17 protein-coding genes and 1 pseudogene are annotated in these 18,867 nt (G+C 45.4%); 10 read left to right on the top strand and 8 right to left on the bottom strand.

Annotated elements, in window-relative coordinates; all coding sequences use genetic code 11:
* Positions 1 to 118: 118 nt before the first annotated feature.
* Positions 119 to 937, bottom strand: coding sequence for an aminotransferase class IV (locus JCM15548_RS18145; protein ID WP_062128284.1), 819 nt, complete (start codon positions 935 to 937; stop codon positions 119 to 121).
* 735 nt (positions 938 to 1,672) lie between these two features.
* On the opposite strand from JCM15548_RS18145, the gene JCM15548_RS18140 reads away from it, so the two are divergent.
* Genes JCM15548_RS18140 through JCM15548_RS18130 form a run of 4 tightly spaced genes read left to right on the top strand, consistent with a single transcriptional unit; the run spans position 1,673 to position 5,078 of the window.
* Positions 1,673 to 1,924, top strand: coding sequence for an OadG family protein (locus JCM15548_RS18140; RefSeq protein ID WP_083985241.1), 252 nt, complete (start codon positions 1,673 to 1,675; stop codon positions 1,922 to 1,924).
* Positions 1,925 to 1,937: 13 nt separating this feature from the next.
* Positions 1,938 to 2,855, top strand: a complete 918-nt coding sequence (locus JCM15548_RS24685) for a hydroxymethylglutaryl-CoA lyase-like TIM-barrel protein (protein WP_227626012.1) — start codon at positions 1,938 to 1,940, stop codon at positions 2,853 to 2,855.
* A gap of 11 nt (positions 2,856 to 2,866) precedes the next feature.
* Positions 2,867 to 3,832: a biotin/lipoyl-containing protein gene (locus tag JCM15548_RS24680; RefSeq protein WP_227626011.1), complete on the top strand. Its 966-nt coding sequence runs from the start codon at positions 2,867 to 2,869 to the stop codon at positions 3,830 to 3,832.
* 34 nt (positions 3,833 to 3,866) lie between these two features.
* A complete protein-coding gene (locus tag JCM15548_RS18130; RefSeq protein WP_062128282.1) occupies positions 3,867 to 5,078 on the top strand; it encodes a sodium ion-translocating decarboxylase subunit beta in 1,212 nt (403 codons plus the stop codon).
* Between the two features lie 275 nt (positions 5,079 to 5,353).
* On the opposite strand, the gene JCM15548_RS18125 is transcribed toward JCM15548_RS18130, so the two are convergent.
* Complete coding sequence (locus tag JCM15548_RS18125; RefSeq protein ID WP_062128280.1) at positions 5,354 to 5,896, bottom strand: glutathione peroxidase; 543 nt, start codon at positions 5,894 to 5,896, stop codon at positions 5,354 to 5,356.
* A 267-nt stretch (positions 5,897 to 6,163) separates the two neighbouring features.
* Here JCM15548_RS18125 and JCM15548_RS18120 point away from each other — a divergent pair, with 267 nt between their 5' ends.
* A complete protein-coding gene (locus tag JCM15548_RS18120; protein WP_062128278.1) occupies positions 6,164 to 6,484 on the top strand; it encodes a nucleotidyltransferase domain-containing protein in 321 nt (106 codons plus the stop codon).
* 122 nt (positions 6,485 to 6,606) lie between these two features.
* On the opposite strand, the gene JCM15548_RS22015 is transcribed toward JCM15548_RS18120, so the two are convergent.
* Positions 6,607 to 7,398, bottom strand: coding sequence for a fasciclin domain-containing protein (locus tag JCM15548_RS22015; protein WP_162198277.1), 792 nt, complete (start codon positions 7,396 to 7,398; stop codon positions 6,607 to 6,609).
* A gap of 360 nt (positions 7,399 to 7,758) precedes the next feature.
* Here JCM15548_RS22015 and JCM15548_RS18110 point away from each other — a divergent pair, with 360 nt between their 5' ends.
* The 3 genes from JCM15548_RS18110 (at position 7,759) to JCM15548_RS18100 (ending at position 11,458) form a co-directional block, all read left to right on the top strand.
* Entirely contained in the window at positions 7,759 to 8,895 is a 1,137-nt protein-coding gene (locus JCM15548_RS18110) for a nucleotidyltransferase family protein (protein ID WP_083985240.1), read from the top strand.
* Between the two features lie 269 nt (positions 8,896 to 9,164).
* Positions 9,165 to 10,379, top strand: a complete 1,215-nt coding sequence (locus tag JCM15548_RS18105; RefSeq protein WP_062128275.1) for an AAA family ATPase — start codon at positions 9,165 to 9,167, stop codon at positions 10,377 to 10,379.
* Between the two features lie 464 nt (positions 10,380 to 10,843).
* Complete coding sequence (locus JCM15548_RS18100; protein ID WP_062128272.1) at positions 10,844 to 11,458, top strand: porin family protein; 615 nt, start codon at positions 10,844 to 10,846, stop codon at positions 11,456 to 11,458.
* Between the two features lie 271 nt (positions 11,459 to 11,729).
* Here JCM15548_RS18100 and JCM15548_RS18095 read toward each other — a convergent pair whose 3' ends face one another.
* Together JCM15548_RS18095 and JCM15548_RS26460 are read right to left on the bottom strand one after the other, a co-directional pair.
* Positions 11,730 to 12,251, bottom strand: a complete 522-nt coding sequence (locus JCM15548_RS18095) for a helix-turn-helix domain-containing protein (protein WP_062128270.1) — start codon at positions 12,249 to 12,251, stop codon at positions 11,730 to 11,732.
* Positions 12,248 to 12,478, bottom strand: a complete 231-nt coding sequence (locus tag JCM15548_RS26460; RefSeq protein WP_062128267.1) for a DUF4160 domain-containing protein — start codon at positions 12,476 to 12,478, stop codon at positions 12,248 to 12,250. Before JCM15548_RS26460 ends, JCM15548_RS18095 begins: the two co-directional genes overlap by 4 nt.
* 106 nt (positions 12,479 to 12,584) lie before the next feature.
* Here JCM15548_RS26460 and JCM15548_RS18085 point away from each other — a divergent pair, with 106 nt between their 5' ends.
* Positions 12,585 to 13,451, top strand: a complete 867-nt coding sequence (locus JCM15548_RS18085) for a LytTR family DNA-binding domain-containing protein (protein WP_062128265.1) — start codon at positions 12,585 to 12,587, stop codon at positions 13,449 to 13,451.
* 50 nt (positions 13,452 to 13,501) lie between these two features.
* On the opposite strand, the gene JCM15548_RS22010 is transcribed toward JCM15548_RS18085, so the two are convergent.
* Positions 13,502 to 13,681 carry a hypothetical protein gene (locus JCM15548_RS22010; RefSeq protein WP_062128263.1) on the bottom strand — a complete coding sequence of 60 codons (180 nt, stop codon included), beginning with the start codon at positions 13,679 to 13,681 and terminating at the stop codon, positions 13,502 to 13,504.
* 29 nt (positions 13,682 to 13,710) lie between these two features.
* Between JCM15548_RS22010 and JCM15548_RS18075 the strand changes: the two genes are divergently transcribed.
* Positions 13,711 to 16,047, top strand: coding sequence for an outer membrane beta-barrel family protein (locus JCM15548_RS18075; RefSeq protein WP_062128261.1), 2,337 nt, complete (start codon positions 13,711 to 13,713; stop codon positions 16,045 to 16,047).
* Positions 16,048 to 16,081: 34 nt separating this feature from the next.
* Here the strand turns inward: JCM15548_RS18075 and JCM15548_RS18070 are convergent, their stop codons facing one another.
* Both JCM15548_RS18070 and JCM15548_RS21795 read right to left on the bottom strand, forming a co-directional pair.
* Complete coding sequence (locus JCM15548_RS18070; protein ID WP_227626013.1) at positions 16,082 to 18,055, bottom strand: PAS domain-containing hybrid sensor histidine kinase/response regulator; 1,974 nt, start codon at positions 18,053 to 18,055, stop codon at positions 16,082 to 16,084.
* A gap of 24 nt (positions 18,056 to 18,079) precedes the next feature.
* Positions 18,080 to 18,645: pseudogene (locus JCM15548_RS21795) on the bottom strand (PocR ligand-binding domain-containing protein).
* Between the last annotated feature and the right edge of the window lie 222 nt (positions 18,646 to 18,867).

Genomic DNA, 18,867 nt, shown 5'->3' with positions numbered 1-18,867 from the left:
CCCTATCAACCCTTCCAACCCTATCGATCCCGCTTCGCGGGACTCCGCTGCGCTACGCCTCTTGACCTATCGACCCATTGCCCCTATCAACCCTATCAACCCTTCCAACCCTCTTGACCTAATCACCTATCAACCTAATCACCTCCTCCATCTTGCCCATAATGAGATTTGTCAACGGGTGAGGAATTTTGAAAGTCGTGTGACCAATCGAGCGGATGGGCAGTACCCGTGGTGAGGTCCCGGTTATAAAGGCCCCATCCATTTTGGGCAGTTCCTTTACCTCAACCGGATATTGGTATATGGGAATACTGATGCTTTGAGCAATATCTAAGACTTTTTTACGAATGGTTCCCGGTAACACCAAATGATCGGGTGCCGTCCATAACTCATTTTTACGAATAAAAAACACATTGGTCCTGCTGCCCTCCGTAATTATACCGTTCGAATGAAGCAGGGTTTCGTATACCGATTGGGTTTTTCGTAGCCGGTCGCTTTCCTGTCGCAATGGCGGGTTGGCCATTTTAACCTCCGGATTCTCTCGTGTCATCTCCAGTAAACTGCAATCCACCCCCTCTTCATACATGAGTGGTTCAGGGTAATTCGTTGGGATGAAAGCCGCACGCCAACTTTGCATCTGCTTCTTGTCCGGATCAAAAATTACCTCCACTTTGATGTTGCCATTCAGCGCATGTGACTCCTTAATCAATTGAAGGAGTTTATTCCTTAATTCTTCCAAAGAGAATGGAACAACAATTTGTGATTGCTGAAGGCCATTGAAAAACCTTTCCAGGTGGTCCTGCAAGAAAATGGGATGTCCGTTCTCAACTCTGAAAACATCGTAAATTTGTTTGTAAGTAAGCGGGTCAAAAAGGGGGAGTTCAGAATCAGAAATTTTACCATCTTTTAAAGTCCAATTCGATGCAGCTGGTTTTTCCATAATTTTCAATTGGCAATAGTACGTTCACACAAGCATAAAAGTACATATTTTAATTCTTTTTTAACAGATTCGGTTGCGGTGATTTTAACCTAAGGCTGCAAATTCTCAGAGTGACCAAAGTACGACAGACACAATGGTCTTTTGGCTGACTGCTCTTCCGGTTTTTTTTACCAAAACATTTGGAAATAATCCTGAGGATTTGTATTTTTGAACATATAATTCAAAAATGCAGTTTTAAAACTGCATTTTAAGTTGTTTTGTACACAATAAGTTTTGGTTTTGGATGACATAAAGGCAGTGTGTTTCGGCGCCTGCCTTTATTCATTTTTGCTCACCGAAAAAGTCTATTAGCCAAAAATTTCTTTACTTCCCCATTTAAGCATTTTCCTGTTGGGCCGTTACCGTATCTGCTATTCCATACTTTAACGTGGTATTCTGCTAAATGTCCACTCACTGCTTCGCTTTTCACCTCTCGTCGTTGAATGGTTTGTCATGCTCTTTATTTTCAAACGATTAACAATCTCCTTTAAATCGTCGTCATCTGCTATTAATACGTAAAAAAATCTTTAATTCGGCAATCGTGTTTCATATCAATGTGTTAGATATATAAAATGAAGGGAGGCAAGGAATATCAGTGTTAAATTGTTGTAAATATGCACTATTTTTACTATTATTGTAATTGTACTGCCGTTAAAACACATCAATTAGTTATAATATGTAAGCAATATTTCAATTATGAATGAATATATGCAGGAAGCATGGACCTTATTGGGAGTTGGGATGGTTACCGTTTTTATCATTCTATTGGTAGTTGTACTCATTGGCAATGCCATTATTGCGTTTGTCAACCGGTATTTCCCCGAATCGGAGATTGAGAAAGCTGCAACCGTCCGTTCGTTTGGCAATTCCCGCATGGCTGCTATCACAGCAGCTGTCAATATGGTGACCCGGGGAAAGGGTCGCATCACTAAAGTTGAGAGAAAGTAAATTTTAAAGAATCATGGGAAGAAAAATAAAATTCTCCCTGTTGTACAGGGATATGTGGCAATCATCGGGTAAGTATGTGCCACGACTGGACCAGTTAGAGCGGGTAGCGCCTCACATCGTTGATATGGGGTGCTTTTCACGTGTGGAGACCAATGGTGGGGGCTTTGAACAAATCAACCTCTTGTTTGGAGAAAATCCCAACAAAGCCGTCCGGGCCTGGACCAAACCATTCAATGAGGCCGGTATTCAGACGCACATGCTTGAGCGTGCCCTCAATGGCATTCGCATGTCGCCAGTCCCGGCCGATGTGCGTAAACTCATGTTTAAGGTCAAGAAGAAACAAGGCACCGACATTGCCCGGTCTTTTTGTGGTTTGAACGATCCCCGCAACATCATCGATTCCATCAAATATGCCAAAGAAGGCGGCATGATCGCCCAGGCAGCTCTGAGTCTTTCTTATTCGGAAGTGCATACCATTGATTATTATGTGGATCTGGCAGATCAAGTGATTGAGGCCGGAGCCGATGAGATTTGTCTGAAAGATATGGCCGGTATTGCCCGGCCCGTATGGCTGGGTAAAATTGCCAAAAGGATACGTGACAAGCATCAGTCCATTCCCATGACCTATCATGGGCATGCCGGACCCGGTTTTCAGGTAGCCACCATTCTCGAAGCCTGTCGCGCAGGCGTCGATTACATCGATGTGGCTATGGAGCCTTTATCCTGGGGTACCGGGCATGCAGACCTGCTCACCGTTCATGCCATGCTTAAAGATGCCGGTTATGATGTGCCCGATATCAATATGAAGGCCTACATGAAAGTGCGCAGTCTCACCCAGGAATTCATGGATGATTTTCTGGGCTATTTCATCAATCCCAAAAACCGCATGATGAACTCCCTCTTGATTGGTCCCGGCCTCCCCGGTGGATGATGGGGAGTTTGATGGCCGATCTCACCAATAACTTATCCAGCCTCAATAAGTGGAAAAGGAAGCACAATGAGCCCGAGTTGACGGAAGATGATTTGCTGATAAAATTATTCGATGAAGTAGAATATGCCTGGCCCAAACTGGGCTATCCGCCATTGGTCACCCCTTTTAGTCAGTACGTTAAAAACGTGGCTCTGATGAATGTGTTACAGGTGGAGAAGGGCGGCGAACGCTGGAGCATGATTGCCGATAATATATGGGACATGGTACTGGGTAAAAGCGGTCAGTTGCCCGGAAAAGTGGGCGACGAGATACTGGCACTGGCCAAAAAAGAAGGGCATGAATTTTTCACCGGTCATCCACAGGATCTTTACCCGGATGAACTCGATACCTTTCGCAAAGAGATGGATGAGAAGGGATGGGCATATGGCGAGGACGATGAAGAATTGATGGAACTGGCCATGCATCCCGCTCAATACCGCGATTACAAATCAGGCCAGGCCAAAGCCGATTTCAAAGCAGAGATTGCGGAGATCAAAGAAAATGAAGCTTCCGGGGAGCGCGCGCCTACTGATAAGAAAGCCGCCGTTGCGCCGCTTGGCGCAACACCTTCTACCATGAACATCGATGTCAATGGTGAAAAATTCGTGGTGTCGGTCTCCTATGATGAGAATGACCCATCGCCAACGGCCCCAGCCTCCGCCAATCAGGCCCCGCAAGCGCCGGCGTCCTCCAATGGCTCCGGTTCCGGCGAACCGGTGATTTCACCCCTCGAGGGAAAATTTTATTTCACCAAAGACAGTGGCGATAAGGCCATTCAGGTGGGCGATAAAGTCAAGGCCGGAGATTTGGTGGGCTATGTGGAAGCCATGAAGACTTACAATGCCGTGAAGTTTGACCAGTCGGGCACCATTCAAAAAATTGCCATTACCAATGGTGCCGATGTGGATGAAGATGACGTGTTGGTCATACTGGGATAAAATAACGGATTGTAAATAAAATCATTGTTCAAATATGGACATACTACGTGAATTGTATAACATGACCGCCTTTGGTGCCATTGTTGCGCAACCGGGGGTGCTATTAATGTTGCTGGTGGGCTTTGTTCTGCTTTACCTGGGCATCGCTAAAAAATACGAGCCCCTGCTTTTGGTCCCCATCGCCTTTGGGGTCATTCTGGCCAATCTGCCGGGTGGGGGTATGGGCGTGGTGCCTGCAGAAATGGTGGAGCTGGAAGATGGTCGCTACCTCAATCTGTTTGAGATTGGCAGCCAATACGGCATCATGAACTACCTTTATTATGCTCTCATTAAAACCGGGTTTTTGCCACCGATTATTTTTATGGGGGTAGGTGCGTTGACCGATTTTGGTCCCATGCTGCGTAACCTGCGACTGGCCTTTTTTGGTGCAGCTGCCCAAATTGGTATTTTTTCAGTACTGTTCGGTGCTTTGGCCATGGGCTTTACCTTACAGGAAGCCGGTGCCCTGGGAATAATTGGTGGTGCCGACGGTCCCACCGCCATATACACCACCATTTTGCTGGCGCCCCACTTACTGGGCCCCATTGCCATTGCGGCCTACTCCTACATGGCCCTGGTGCCTGTTATTGTGCCCTTGGTGGCCAATGCCTTAATGACTAAAAAGGAGTTCAAAATAAACATGAAGCAGCAGGATAAGCTATACCCTTCCGGCTATCAAATCAAAAACATCAAACTGGTCAAAATTCTGTTTCCCATTGTTTTGGGCGTCATTGTAGCCCTGTTTGTCCCCTCATCCGTGCCCTTGCTGGGCATGTTGCTCTTTGGCAACCTGATCAAAGAACTGGGTACGCTGACCAGTCGATTGGCCGATGCGGCCACAGGCCCCATCATGAATACCGCCACCATTTTTCTGGGATTGGCCGTAGGTGGTACCATGACACATGATGTGTTTCTGGATACCCGCACCATTGGTATTATTGTGGGTGGATTCCTCGCCTTCGCCATCTCCATCGGCGGCGGCATCCTGGCCGTGAAATTTTATAACCTTTTCAATAAAAAGAAAATCAATCCCCTCATTGGGGCTACGGGACTAAGTGCAGTACCCATGGCTTCCCGCGTGGCCAACGAACTGGCCCTTAAGCACGACAGCAGCAACCACGTGCTGCAGTATTGCATGGCCTCCAATATTTCGGGCGTCATCGGTTCTGCTGTAGCAGCCGGGGTGTTGATATCGATGTTGAGTTGATGAAGGGTAGGAAAGGGTAGATAGGGTAGGAAAGGGTTGGTAGGGTATGAAAAAGGTTGGTAGGGTAGATAGGGTTAAAAAGACGGTTGGTAGGGTAAGAAAAGGGTAGATAGGGTAGGAAAGGGTTGGTAGGGTATGAAAAAGGTTGGTAAGGTAGATAGGGTTAAAAAGACGGTTGGAAGGGTAGATAGGGTAAGTAGGGCAATCATCAACCCTTTGTACCCCATCAACCCCATCAACCCCATCAACCCCATCAACCCATCCTACCCATCCTACTACAACCAGGCAATAACCTCCTCGTCGGTAGGCAAAGTTCTGGGGGCGATCACTTTCACCAGCTGACCTTCTTCATCAATGAGGTATTTCTGAAAGTTCCATTGCACTTCACTGTCTATGACTCCATTCAAGTCTTTTTGGGTCAGCCATTTGTACAAGTTGTGCTGGTCGTCACCCTTGACCGATATTTTGTCCATCATGGGGAAGGTAACGCCATAATTCAGTTGGCAAAACTCTTGAATTTCTTCAGCTGTGCCCGGCTCCTGATTCATGAAGTTATTGGCCGGAAAGCCAATGATGACAAAGTCTTCGCCACCATATTCTTCATATAAGTCCTGCAATTGCTCGTACTGACCGGTCAGTCCGCATTTACTGGCTGTATTGACCACCATGACCTTTTTGCCCTTGAGTGTGGCAAAATCAAACTCCGCTCCGTCAAGCGTCTTTACTTTAAAGTCGTGAAAAGCGCTTTGTGCCTGCATGTTTAAGCCGGTTATCACCATCATCAGGGTGAATAGTCCTCCAATTAATCGATTTCTCATAGGTTTCATTTTTAGATATTGTGATACTTCAAATTTAGTACCAGATGCGTTATAAGATATGTTGTTTAAGGTTGTGCTTGAATGATATAACAGATTAATGGGTGCTTTGTTTATCGGTTGGGGGCAGAATGGGATGGCATATTTGAAAAATAAGTGATGCTTGGAATTCAATATTATAGAATTCAAAATTTTGAAAGCAGGTTAATTTTTAAATATCAAGCACTTTTTGATTATATTTGATGTACGAAACAGATAAATCAATTTCGAATGAAAGCTACTGAGATTGAGATAATAAATCAGATAAAGAGGATTGTCAAAGAGAGAGCGCCTTCGGCTGAGATCTATTTGTATGGATCACGGTCTCGTGGCACTGCACAAGGGGATTCTGATTGGGATTTATTAATTCTTCTCAAGAGGGATAAGGTTACATCAGAAGAAGAACGGTTCATTACTTATCCGTTGTATGATTTGGAATTTGATACTGGAGAAATTATAAGCCCAACGGTTTATAGTGAAAAGGAGTGGAATTCAAAATATAAGTTTACCCCATTTTATCAAAACATAATGAGGGAAGGAAAGCTTTTATGACAGATAAAAAAATGCCGCAAAGAAGGGGAAATCTCTACATTAACCCCGACTTTGCGGCCAAAAACACCATCTTCAATTCATCATTCAACCAACACTGGTGTCTTTTTTGATGATCTCATCTCTTACTTCCTGATTTGAAGTTTGGAGACGGTTTTATCGCTTCCTGTAGTCACAATAATCATGTAAATGCCACTGCTTAAATCAGATACGTTTTGGCTGATGCTGTTGCTTCCAACTTGCAATGCACCATAATTTACTGTTTTAATCAATTGTCCAAACGTGTTATAGATTTCTACGCTGACTGCTTGAGTGGACGGCAATGAGAAGGTGAAATGGACTTCGCTGGACGCAGGATTTGGGTATATGGATAAACTGGCTGCCGCATTCCTGAAGTCTTCTCTGATGCTTGTACTCTCATCTGGTAAAAGCACTGCATCAATCACATGTACCACGCCATTGTCGGCCATAAGATCGGCTGTAATGACCATGGACACGCCGTTGATTTTCACGCCCGACTCATCAATGGTGACTGTTACATCTTTACCGTTAAGGGTGGTGATTTCCATGCCATCCGACAAGTCGGTTGATAAGGCCTGTGAACCCACCACATGATAGGTTAGGATTTCTGTCAGAGCGGGTATGTTGGCCAACAGCGCCTCCACAGATCCAGCGGGGAGTGCATCAAAGGCAGCGTCGGTAGGAGCAAAAACCGTAAAGGGACCGGTACCTGATAATGTACCGTCCAGTTCAGCGGCTATGACTGCCGCCTCAAGTGTTGTATGGTCGGGACTGTTAACAATAACATCTACCACGGTTTGGGCTGAAACCAGTTGGGTAGACATCAGCATAATGGAAAATATCCATGCCTTGCCTTTCAATGCCATGGATCCGATTGTGTTGGAAAGATTTTTCATGATAAAAAGTTTTAGTGAACGATGGTAGAAAAACATCTTGTTTGAGTTTATGTTCATTTAATTTAAAAAAAGATTGCACAAAAACACAATTTGTTTGCTGGTTTAATCCAAAACATGACGGATTACAAGAGCTGTAATTGATTGTCTACCATGTTTAAAATGTCAATATTATCATGTATTCCTGTATGATGACCGTGTGTTTTTCATGATTTTAAATGTTTATCGATTAGTCTATATTGATAGACAATACGCTTGATTGAATATTTCCAGAATCCATTCATCCATCCGGTACGGAGTAGTCAATTTGGCTCAGAACCCTTACTTTTATAGCAAAATTGAAGGTTGCCCCTTAAAAAAGAAATGATGCCCTCAAAAGAAAAAATATTTGAGTCCCTTCTGCAACTGATGAGTCTGGAGTTGATCCGGCCCGTTGATTTGGAGATCGACTGGTCGGATCAGGAAACCATCCATGCTTTTGTAAACCAGGCTGAGCGCAGCGGTGTGGCCTCGTGGTGTTTTTACCGCTTGCTGCAAAATCCTGAAAACAAGTCGGCACACCCCGAACTAATGGCCCGCCTAAAACAGCGCTATTTAGCTGTTTTGATTGATAATCAGCAAAAACTCAAGCTCTTTCGGGAAATAGAAAAAATTCTTGCTAGCCATGACATACCGGTAGCTTTATTGAAAGGCATGGCTATGGCTTTTACGGTCTATCCGGAAGAGGCCCTGCGACCGATGGGCGATTTGGATATTCTGGTGCCGGAGCATCTCGTGCTCAAAGCACGCGATGTGCTGTTGTCTGCCGGTTGCCAGTCCGTCCACATACCCATGAGTGAGTGGCACGAACAGCACAACGCGCATATCCGTGCCATGCGTCTCCCGCCACACAAATATCTGATTGAAATTCACTCCAAGCTATATGCCACCGGCAGTCGCCTGCAGCCCGCACAAATGGCATGGGAGCAGTCGGTGGTGCATCGCTCCACCGCATTTGGCAACTTCCCGGTACTCGATTATTCTTTAATGGTCTATCATCTGGCCTCTCATCTTTACTACGGGTATATGATGGGCGGCGTGCGATTGGGCTGGCTGGTGGATATCGCCATGGTTTTTGAGAAGGCCGGGGACGTAGCGGTTTTGATGGAGGCGCTCTTGAAAATCAACCCCGGATTTAACAAGGAATTGCTGATAACCGTGGGATGGGCCACCCGCTTGATGCGGGTGGAAAAACGGCAACAGTTAGAAAAATGGGAGTCGTCGTTCACCGATTTTCCTGAAATCAAGGACTTTCTGGAACAACAGGACGCTGAAGTCCGCCACCGCTGGATCGTACTTAAGAATCTCTGGCGGACACCAGGCATCAACAATAAAGTGAAGGGTGCTTTTTATCAATTGTTTCCTTCCCGTGAATATATGGCGCACTACTACGGTGTAAATGGTGGGAAGGGATTGTGGAAGGCTTATTTGAAGCGGTTGGGGGAGGGGAGGATGGGGTAGGTTGGGAGGAGTAGCGCAGCGGAATCCCGAGAATCGGGACGCAGCGAAGCAGGGAGTTGAAACGCAGTGGAATACCGAGAATCGGCACCCGCAAGGCGGGATCGATAGGTTGAGAGGGTTGATGGGGTTGATAGGGTTGAGAGGGGCAATGGGTAGATGGGGTAGATGGGGTTGATAGGGTGGATGGGGTGTTTTATGTAATCCATTCCATAAAATTAGGCTTTTTTTTGTAATGGATTACAATTTATCCTAACTTGCAGAAAAAAGTTATGCAACAATTATTTGAGATTAGTGAGCGATTGGTCAACACCGTAAATACCAAATTTTACAGGGGACTTTATTCCAGGATGGATGCCAATTTGCGATTGACTGAAATAAGAGGGGCACGTGGTACTGGTAAAACTACCATGATGTTGCAGAAGGCTAAGCAAATTAGTGAAAGCGGAAAGAAGGTGCTCTATATCTCTGCCGATATACCCTATTTTTATAAAAATAGTCTGTTTGATACGGCAGATACATTCTATAAATACGGCGGGGAGTACCTTTTTGTCGATGAAGTCCATAAATATCCTTCTAAACACAAACAAAATGATTGGTCCCGGGAAATAAAAAACATTTATGATGCATTTCCATCTCTGAAGATGGTTTATTCCGGATCTTCCATTCTTGAAATGCATCAGGGGCAAGGCGATTTGAGTCGTCGTAAGGTGAGTTATTCCTTGCAGGGGCTCTCTCTGCGGGAATACCTTCAGCTTTACCACCAAATTGATATACCTTCATTTTCATTGGATCAAATTATCACCGATCATCAGAAATTGAGTAGGCTGGTAAGCGATAAAATAAAAATATTACCCGTTTTTAACCAATACCTCAAAACTGGTTATTATCCTTTCTTTATGGAAAGCATGGAAAATTATTATCCACGAATATCTGAGGTGATTGGTGTTGTAATTGATTCTGATATTCCATCGGTTAGTGATGTATCAAATGAGTCGCTTCATAAAATCAAACAACTACTGGCTGCGGTAGCTACCACAGTGCCTTATACGCCTCATTTGTCGAACCTCGCTTCAGAGTTGTATATAGCTGACCAGCGAACTTTGATAAAATACCTTAATCTTTTGGAAAAGGCCGATTTGATAAATACTTTGGGGGCAAAGGTCGTTGGAAATAAAATACTGAATAAACCCTTAAAAATTTATCTCAATAATACCAATTTGATGTTCGCTATCGATTTGAAAAATACCCAGACCGGTACTTTGCGTGAAACATTTTTTTACAATCAGGTAGGTTATGCTCACAGGGTTAGCTACCCGCAAAAGGGTGATTTTATGGTGGATGACAGATACACTGTTGAAGTGGGTGGCAAAAATAAAACCAATAAACAAGTGACTGGTATTGAAGCGGCTTATATAGCTTCCGATGAGATAGAAGTTGGTTTTGGGAATCGGATTCCATTATGGCTTTTGGGCTTTCTTTATTAGGTAGGTCGATAGGCGCAGCGAAGCAGGGAGTTGAAACGCAGTGGAATACCGAGAATCGGTACCCGCAAGGCGGGATCAATAGGCGCAGCGAAGCGAAGTCCCGCAAGGCGGGATCAATAGGTCGATAGGTTATTAGGTCAATGGGTAGATAGGGTTGATGGGGTAGATGGGGTGAAAGGGGTGTTTTATATAGTTCATTCCATAAAGTCAGGTTTTTTTTTGTGATGGATGACCTGAAGTTTTAATGAGATTGGGGAAATCAGGTGGGGAATTGGGGTGTGATTCTACATGGGACTCTACAGTTGTAAAGTGGACTATTTAAACATTAAAACTTTTTAGGGTTTGGGTTAAGTCTTTGTTTAATAGTGGTTTGTCGTTGTTTAGAGTTGGATTAAATAAAAGGTGGCACAGCCTTTGCCTCTGTCTTCTGTAATCATTACAAGTTTAACTTAAACTGAAATGTTATGAAGATGAGAATTAAAGCGTTATTCATTTGTACCATAATTGTAATATCTGGTACGAGCATCATAGCTCAGGAAATTACCAGCGGAATAAAAGGAGGATTAACCCTTAGTAACCTTTATATTGACAGGGATGAGCTGGATGATGAAAATGCCCGTATGGGATTTCATGCCGGTTTTTTTAGCCAGGTTATGTTTGCAGAAACTTTTGGTATTCAACCGGAATTCCTGTTTACCACCAAAGGAACAGAAGCGCATTACGGGACTTTCGACCAGACCGTTAATTTCAATATCAATTACATAGATATTCCTGTATTTGCGGTATTGCGACCTGTTGAAGTGCTGGAAATATATGCCGGACCCTACATCGGATTCATGCTGAACAGCAATGTTGAGTATTCTGGTTCCATTGAAGGTGAGGATGAACTCGACCGGGACCATTTTAATACCGTGGATTATGGACTGGCCGGTGGTGTGGCACTTAATTTTGGGGGTGTGCAGGCCGGTGCCCGCTATTATGTGGGACTGCAAAACCTGGCCGATAGTAATGCGAGTAATATGTTGCTGGGAGATAGCAAGCACTCTTATGGTCAACTCTATATAGCGCTTAAGTTGTAGATCGCTCAAAATTCCAAAAGCGCATCACGCCCGTTATCTGAAATTAACTTTCAGGTGGCGGGCGTTTTTTGTCATTAGGTCAGGAGGTGGAGCGCAGCGGAATCCCGAGAATCGGGACGGAGCGTAGCGGTTCCGAAAAATCGGAACTGCGCCTGCGGCTTGAGGTCCCGCGAAGCGGGATCAATAGGTTGATAGGGTTGATAGGGTTGATAGGGTTGATGGGGGTAGATGGGGTTGATAGGGGTAGATGGGGTTGATAGGGTAGATATTATTATTCGATGATTAGTTTTAATTGTTTGCCCAAACCTGCTTCAATAATCTTTCTAAAGGTTGACATTTCAACATCTGTTTTATTATTCTCAAGCCGGGAAATGTAGAATCGGGTAGTCCCGCTTCTCGTGGCAAGTTGTTCTTGAGTTAATCCGGCTTTTAATCTGGCTGTTTTAATAATAAATCCGGGTTTTGATGTTTGGCTATCAATTGGTTCACTAAGTTGAAAAAGCACATCGGGACCAATTTCATAGGGATGTTTCTCTATTTGACCGGATTCATTTTTTATATCATAACCAATGTTTGCCCAGGAGAGCGTGTTATTCCTTAGTTCAACTTTTTTAAATTCTTTTAATTCGAGTAATTTGTGTTCAATATCCCCTTCAGAAATATTCCATTGGTGAAATATTTTTTTAAAGTCTAAAAGCCTGCTTTCACCATTATTGAACATGCAATGGACATTGAAATGTTCGACTTTTTCAATTTTAATAATCCTGGGTAATTTAAGATTCTTTCTCATCATCGTGGATTTAATTGTTTAAATATACCCAATAAATGGTCTTGGTTATCCCTTGCCCAGTCCACTACCTTTTTTCTTTGAGGTTTTGGAATTTGACCAATATACGTCTGCAAGGACTCTATCTCGATTAATTCCTCTGACTCAGCAAATAATGCATGAAAATGAGGTGGCGGATGCTCCCTGGAATAAATGTCATTTTTTATGAAGTCAATAATTTTTATGGTGGGCATGGGTCAGGCTGTTGTCTATTTAGATAACAAAATTAGGGTGTTTAATTTTAAAATGCAACCTTGTGGTTGGAATATTCTTTTTATATTGGGGCTTTAAACGGATAAAATGGTATTGGGTTTTTGGCAACAAATAAGGGAGATTCTTCAGGCACGGTTTCCGGCTAATTTGATTATTAGGCGGCCGGGTTTGGGTGGATGGCTTATTGGCCTCTTTTGTTTTTTGTTTTTGTGGCTCTACCGGCCTTTGGGTGCACAGCCCTCGAAGGCTTTTGGGTTTGAGATGACCATGGCGCTTTATTCGGTGGTGGTTGTCCTGCTCATTTGGGGTGGCATTTCTTTGCTGAAAAAGCTTCCCTATTTTTCTGAGCCGGCCCGTTGGACCCTCCTTAAGGAGTTGATGGCCATTGTATATATTCTTCTGTTTTTAGGCATCGGCGTTTATCTGGCCGGTTTTATGATTGAGGATACCTCTATCGACCGGTGGAATCTGTCCACTTTTCTTGATTCATTGAAGCAGGCTGTGCTGATTGGTTTGCTGCCCTTCGGATTTTTGCTATTGAAGAATGTGCCGTATTTATTGCCGGGACAAAGGGCGGAGGCGACGGGTGAGCCGACAGCGGACAGGGTGGAGGCGGATCCGGAAGTCCACATTAATTCTTCGTTGAAAAAGGAGCATCTGAGCTTTAAGTTGGGCGACTTTTTGTATGCCGAAGCAGAGGGCAATTATGTGGCCTTTCACTTGCTCGAAAACCAGCGCCCGGTCAAAAAGCTGATCAGAAACTCCATCAGTAACGTAGAGTGGCAGTTGTCGGGCCATCCCGACTGCTTCCGCAGTCACCGCGCCTTCATTGTCAACCTGCAAAAAGTTGCCCGTCAGCAAGGCAACGCCTCGGGGTACCGACTGTCGCTCCAAGGTACCGATGTGGAGGTGCCGGTATCTCGACAAAAAGCCCGCGACTTCGAAGCCCGTTAAACGCCCATCAACACTTTCCCGCTTTGCGGGATTCCGCTGTGCTACACCTTTCAATCAATATATTCAATTCGGGCAGTCTCCTCGAGGCCCGGTAACATCACCTTGTCGCCCGTCACAAAATAGTGCCATTCATCACAAGACCCTGCGCCACCATGGCCGCTCGTCACAAATTTCGGTCGTCTGTCCCCCAAATTTTCATCCCACTTCCTGTTTTCTGTACTTGCCCCCATCAAACAACCAACCATTAAATACAGAAAACATGAAAAACGCAACACTACGCCTCTTCCTCATTCTACTATTAACCGTATGTATCAGCCTTCCCACCCTCGCCCAGCCCCGCGTCTACGGAACCATCATCGACGGAGCCGACCAGCAGCCACTTCCTTCGGCCACCGTTGCTTTGCGGCGAACGGTCGACTCAACGCTGGTGGCCGGCGCCATCAGTAATGCTGATGGCGCATTTGCAATAGAAGAAGTGCCCAATGGCGACTATTTCCTTACCGCAGGCTTCATCGGGTATCAATCCCACATCACCGACATTCAGCTCATCGCCGAGGATGAATTCCAAACAGGTCCCCTCATCCTCCAGCAACAATCCATAGAAGTTGGAGAAGCACTGATTGTGGCCGAGCGTCAGCGGGGAAAAAGCAATGGGCAGGCCACTACCTGGTTCGTCAACAATAGAATGGAAGCCGCCTCCAACAGCGGGCTCGACCTGCTTCAGCATATTCCCGGCGTGCAGGTCGATATCCTGCAAAATCTGAGCATTCAGGGCAGTCAGCGCATCACCGTGAAAGTCAATGGTATTGTGCGCGATGTGGCTTATCTGCGGCAGCTCAATGCCGGTCGAATTGCGCGCATAGAAGTGGATATGAACCCCGGTTCCGGCCAGGATGCCGATGCAGATGGCGTGCTGAACATCCTACTCAAAGCACCCGAAGTGGGTGTGGGTGGACATGTTTATGCCGAGCTGCCATTATCGTCCAACGAGCACTATTTGTTTCCCAATTACAGTCTGAATGCCGGTTTTCGAAAGTGGCAGTTTTATACTTCTTACGATGCCGAAATCAGTGGATTTGATATTGTAGAAAGAAGCCGCCACACCCTGCCGGGTGCTGACGGCAGCATCCGAGTTTCCTCGCGGCAGTCGGTCCGACAAGATTACCAATCGCACCGCTTCCACTACGGTATGGATTTCGCACCCAATCTCCGACATCAGTTCAGTTTTTACGCTTACCACAACCCCTTTTCCAACGAGCACAACGGTTTGGTGGTACAGGAAAGTCAGACGGCCGGACAAGCGCCCATCCAATGGCAAGGCAGCAAAACCGATGAGGACCGGAACAGCCGATCCTTCTATTCCCTATATTACAAGCATGCCTTTAAGGGCGGTGGTGACCTGTCGTTGGATGCCTCATACTATCAGCTTAGGGGGGATAATTCGACCCGTTACGACTATGTGCAGCCATCGGACGTTCCGTCGGTTCTTGTCGCCGTAAAGCCCTTACAGCAAACACTTAATTTCAAGACCGACTACCAGCTAGTTCTGCTCGAAAAATGGACCCTCAAAAGCGGCATCAGTGGGGAGCGTAAAGAGATGGAAGACCGGCTGTCGGACACCTTTAACAACCGTGAGCAAGTGCTGAGTGGTTATGCCCAGATAGGCGGAGAGGCCGGAGTTTTTCAAGTTTCTGGAGGATTGCGAGGAGAACATTGGAGCACCCGGGTTGCCGGGAGGGCAGGTAGTGCAGACTTCCAACTCTTTCCCCACGCTTCTCTGCAGTGGAGGGTGAATTCGCGACACCGGACAGCGCTCGCCTTCCGGCGATCGTTGCAGCGGCCGAACATCTATCAACTCAATCCCTACGTCACCACCCTGGACCATTATTCCACCATGGCCGGCAACGCCGCTTTGCGCCCCGTACTTCGGTCGCAGCTGCAGATCGACCACAACTTCACCTTCGCCTCCAACCATGTCGGTTTTCAGTTGTTCTACGGCCAAAGTAAAAATGTGATCAGTCCTGTTGCCATTATCAATCAGGGCATTATGGGAAGTCAGTATCAGAATGCAGGCCATTTAAGGCAGTGGGGATTTCAGGTGACAGGTGGTTTAAATCTATTCAAGCGGATCTCGCTCAGTCCCTATTTCAAAGTCTTTCACAACCAGAACAGCGGCCATGAGCTGGCCAACGGATATCGGGTGCCCGGCCAGTCGGGTTGGGGCTATGATGCCAGCCTCTCCGCCATCGTAGACCTCACCAAAAGCACCGTCGCCGCCCTGGTTGTTCAGCACAAAAGTCCCGTTACCACCTTCCAGAACAAATACTTCAGTGATGCCCTTTATTTTGTGTCGATTGACCAGACCCTGGGCCGCCACTGGAAAGTCGGTTTAAAGTCGGCACTGCCCTTGGCCGGGGCCTTTGTGTACCGGGGACATGAGATAAAGGGCGCGGATTTCTATTCCTCTTCCGGTGGCACCATTTATACTTCAGCCATACCACTGTGGGTGCATGTGCGTTTTCAGTTGGGAAGGGGAGGAAGGGTAGGAAGGGTTGATGGGGTTGAGAGGGTGGATAGGGGTGGGAAGGGGTTTTAGGTCGATAGGTCGATAGGTGGCTGGTTGACAGCCATTAATTTCTGAAATACTTTTGTATCATGGCCCTTAAATGGGCGGCGTTAATGGGTTTGGAAATATAGTCATTGCATCCCGCCTCTATGGATTTCTTTCTGTCGCCCGTCAGTCCGTAAGCCGTTTGTGCAATAATGATCACCTCTTTGTTAAAATGGCGAATTCGGCGTGTGGCCTCATAACCGTTCATTAGGGGCATCTTGATATCCATCAATACAAGGTCAATATCCGGATGATCCCGGCAAGCTTCCACGGCTTCCACCCCATTTTGAGTTTTTATAATTGTTTTGGCAAGCGATTTAACCATTTTTTCAAGCAGTATTTGCGATACAACATCATCCTCGGCAATCAGTATGGTTAGTTTTCTTAGATGTTCCGAATTTTCAGATGTCATAACAGACTTTCCGCATGATTCAACAACAGATCCGGACTCTGTTTCCGCATTGTAGGGTAAGGTAAAATAAAAGGTGGTGCCCTTAGCCTCCTCACTGTGCACCCAAATTTTTCCACCCAGCATTTCTACATAGGCCTTGGAGATAGCCAAGCCCAGACCTGCGCCCTGATAAGCCATCTTGTCAGCAATGTCCGCCTGAACAAAGCGGTGAAATATAGCCTCCTGCCTGTCTTTGGGAATACCAACACCCGTGTCCTTCACAAAAAACTCCAACTCCGGGCTTCCATTGCAAGTTTTTAATTCATAGCCAAATTCGATGGTACCCTCATGCGTATGTTTTAAGGCATTTTTTATCAGGTTGGTAAGAATGGCATATAGCTTTTCACGATCTGTCCGGATGTTAACCTCTGCAGCAGGTAAGGTGCTTACAACCCATAATTGAAGTCCCTTCGCCTGCGCTTCGGGCTTAAAAAAGGCGTAGATGTATTCGATTTGCTTATTAACATTCGACTCATTAATATCTAACTTCATCAAACCCGATTCGATTTTTGAAATGTCAATAATATTATTGATAATATTGAGCATACGTACGCCACTTTTCTGAATTATTTGAATATAGGACTGTTGTTTCTCACCTTTAAGACCGGGCTGTTTTAATAAATCTGCAAAACCCAAAATGCCATTCATGGGCGTTCTGATTTCATGCGACATATTGGCCAGGAAGGCCGATTTTAGTTGGTCACTTTCTTCCGCTTTTAATTTGGCCGCCAGCAGTTCTTCATTGATTTGCTTGCGCTCGGTGATGTCAAAAAAACTGATGATTATCTCCGCCAGTTGGCCCTTATGGTCGAAAGAAGGAATGCCATTGATGGTCACCCAAATAATAGAATTATTATCTGGAAGACAAATGCCTCCAATTATATTTTTTATGGGTTGTTGGGTGGTCTTGATTTGGTTAACCGGATATTTTTCCACAGGTAAAGGAAGGCCCCACTCATCTACAAATTTCCAGGTTGGGTCAATACCCGTTTTGCCCCTCATTTGATGAGGGCTTAAACCCAATATTTCACAGGCTCTTGGGTTGCTATATTTCACAGAGGAGTCAGGTGCATGCACAACAATTCCGGCTTCAAGGTGCTCCAGCAGGTTTTTGAACCTCGTTTGGTTGTCCCGTATCTGTTTCTCGGCAGCATACTGCTCCGTTACATCTGAAAAGACCAGGACCACACCGCTGATTTCACCATTTCTATTTTTGATGGGAGCGGCACTGTCCGCTATCTGATATTCCGTTCCATTTTTTGAAATTAAAACCGTATGATTGGCCAGTCCTACAATATTCCCATCTTGCAACACCTGATGAACCGGGTTGATAACCAGCTTCCTCGTATCTGCATTAACAATGTGAAAGATTTCCGTTAGCGGACGTTCCCTGGCATCTGTCAGAGTCCATCCGCAAAGCTTTTCAGCTATCGGATTCATTTTCACCACCAAACCGTTTTTGTCCGTTGAAATCACCCCGTCGCCAATGGAATGAAGCGTGGTTGAAAGATCTTCTTCCCGCTCGAGGAGTAAGGCGTTTATCTTTTCAATCTCAGCAACATGATTCTATAATTGCCAATTTCTAAAGGCCTTTTCAGAAAGCTCATTGGCAAGGATAAACAGCAAGTCCGCAATTTTACGAAAACGCGTCTCCGACATCACAGGCACCTCCTTTAAAGCCGCCTTAAAGGCTGCTTTATCTGCACCAATTATATCGGCATATTGCAGATACAGCTCTTCGTCCATTTCTTCGTTCCGCACCTGGCCAATCAGCCAATTGGCGATGTGCTTACCCTCTACGGTAATAGACACGCCGGCATCCCACAATCCGGCACTCAGACAAGGTTGAGCAACTGCTCCTTCCGGGTTATGACGCCCCAGAATTGCATCAGATTGAAAACAGTTGGCGCAGCCTTTTCTGTTTTCCGGATAATGTCAGCGCATAAGCTGGTGAAATTGCTCGGTTGAGTAATGGGTTGTCCTTTTGGATCAGTGATGAGTGAAGCCACACCATGCACATCTGCAAATAAATCCTGAAATCGCTGTATGTCGGCGAGATCTAATACATCCGTCAGCGCCGTTGGCTGTATAGCGTTGATCGATTCTGCTTTTGTGTGGTTGGAATTCTTCATGGAACAATTACTGTTAATTACTGACAATATTTTGGCGGCCACTAAAAAACTCAGTTAAGTCATCGTGGCATTTACCAATCCTCTTAGTCAGTTTGTAGCATCAATCGCCTCATGAACCTGTTAGGCTCAGAGTTTTATATTGGGGGGAGGTGTGTCTTTTGTTAACAGTGTAAATGTATATAATTTTAATATGTTAACCAAATAGATACATTCTAAATTGGG

Origin of the sequence: Geofilum rubicundum JCM 15548 (assembly GCF_000974365.1) — a bacterium.
GTDB lineage: Bacteria > Bacteroidota > Bacteroidia > Bacteroidales > Marinilabiliaceae > Geofilum > Geofilum rubicundum.
The sequence above is the reverse complement of the archived record's forward strand: the minus strand, read 5'-3'. Positions and strand labels throughout refer to the sequence as shown.

Coding starts and splice junctions, on each gene's coding strand:
- JCM15548_RS18085 (WP_062128265.1), top strand. CDS start 12,585: ATGGTATTGGGTTTTTGGCAACAAATAAGGGAGATTCTTCAGGCACGG.
- JCM15548_RS18075 (WP_062128261.1), top strand. CDS start 13,711: ATGAAAAACGCAACACTACGCCTCTTCCTCATTCTACTATTAACCGTA.
- JCM15548_RS18125 (WP_062128280.1), bottom strand. CDS start 5,896: ATGAGAAATCGATTAATTGGAGGACTATTCACCCTGATGATGGTGATA.
- JCM15548_RS18100 (WP_062128272.1), top strand. CDS start 10,844: ATGAAGATGAGAATTAAAGCGTTATTCATTTGTACCATAATTGTAATA.
- JCM15548_RS18120 (WP_062128278.1), top strand. CDS start 6,164: ATGAAAGCTACTGAGATTGAGATAATAAATCAGATAAAGAGGATTGTC.
- JCM15548_RS26460 (WP_062128267.1), bottom strand. CDS start 12,478: ATGCCCACCATAAAAATTATTGACTTCATAAAAAATGACATTTATTCC.
- JCM15548_RS18145 (WP_062128284.1), bottom strand. CDS start 937: ATGGAAAAACCAGCTGCATCGAATTGGACTTTAAAAGATGGTAAAATT.
- JCM15548_RS24680 (WP_227626011.1), top strand. CDS start 2,867: ATGGCCGATCTCACCAATAACTTATCCAGCCTCAATAAGTGGAAAAGG.
- JCM15548_RS18105 (WP_062128275.1), top strand. CDS start 9,165: ATGCAACAATTATTTGAGATTAGTGAGCGATTGGTCAACACCGTAAAT.
- JCM15548_RS22015 (WP_162198277.1), bottom strand. CDS start 7,398: ATGAAAAATCTTTCCAACACAATCGGATCCATGGCATTGAAAGGCAAG.
- JCM15548_RS18095 (WP_062128270.1), bottom strand. CDS start 12,251: ATGATGAGAAAGAATCTTAAATTACCCAGGATTATTAAAATTGAAAAA.
- JCM15548_RS24685 (WP_227626012.1), top strand. CDS start 1,938: ATGGGAAGAAAAATAAAATTCTCCCTGTTGTACAGGGATATGTGGCAA.
- JCM15548_RS22010 (WP_062128263.1), bottom strand. CDS start 13,681: ATGGGGGCAAGTACAGAAAACAGGAAGTGGGATGAAAATTTGGGGGAC.
- JCM15548_RS18140 (WP_083985241.1), top strand. CDS start 1,673: ATGAATGAATATATGCAGGAAGCATGGACCTTATTGGGAGTTGGGATG.
- JCM15548_RS18110 (WP_083985240.1), top strand. CDS start 7,759: ATGATGCCCTCAAAAGAAAAAATATTTGAGTCCCTTCTGCAACTGATG.
- JCM15548_RS18130 (WP_062128282.1), top strand. CDS start 3,867: ATGGACATACTACGTGAATTGTATAACATGACCGCCTTTGGTGCCATT.